We start from the raw sequence: 747 nt of genomic DNA on the forward strand, positions 1-747 counted from the left end.
TTTTCCATACTGATCACGCACCTTTTTTAGAGTAATAGTATCAGTATGTCCAAGATTTAGAGATTACTTGCAATTATCTTGAAGTTTTCGCACCAGAACCATTTTTTCTAGAATAACTGAATTTAAATAACTGATTATCGACATTAAATTATGCAGTTTTGCATAATGTTACATGATTTTTTTCATTTTCTCTTTTTTTTGACAGGAACAGACAGTATACTACTTTTTAAAAGCTTAATATTTTTGGAAATTATACGAGGTAAATATCATGAAAAATAAAAAAAGAAGAGCTACAGTTGCATTAACAACAGGATTAGCTTTAACAGCTGTAACACCATATGGAGTAGGTCATGCAGAGGAAACGGATCAACTACAAGTTCAAATTCAGGAGGATTCGTTCCGTACAGGTGAACTTACACAACCATCACAAAAGGCACCAGAGAATGTAGTAAAAGATGCTCTTAAGGAAAAGACCGAGCAAGCTTTGTCCCCAAAACAAGTTAATGGAGAAACGGGAGTAGATTATAAGGTTCTTCAAAAGCGTGGTTCTTATGATGGGACTACACTTGTGCGCATGCAACAAACATACGAAGAAAAAGAAGTATATGGGTATCAATTGACTGCACACGTAGATAAAAAGGGTGTTATTAAAAGTGTTTCAGGGGATAGTGCGCAAAATTTAAAACAAGAAGATTTAAAGAAGCCTATTAATCTATCACAAGAAGAAGCGAAACAATATATTTATAC

At 33.6% G+C, this 747-nt stretch carries 1 pseudogene; it reads left to right on the plus strand.

Going from position 1 to position 747, the window contains the following annotated elements:
* Positions 1-268 precede the first annotated feature (268 nt).
* A pseudogene (locus JDS96_RS30535) lies at positions 269-747 on the plus strand (M4 family metallopeptidase); the annotation flags it as partial.

Origin of the sequence: Bacillus cereus group sp. N21 (assembly GCF_016483395.1) — a bacterium.
Taxonomy (GTDB): Bacteria; Bacillota; Bacilli; order Bacillales; family Bacillaceae_G; genus Bacillus_A; species Bacillus_A pseudomycoides.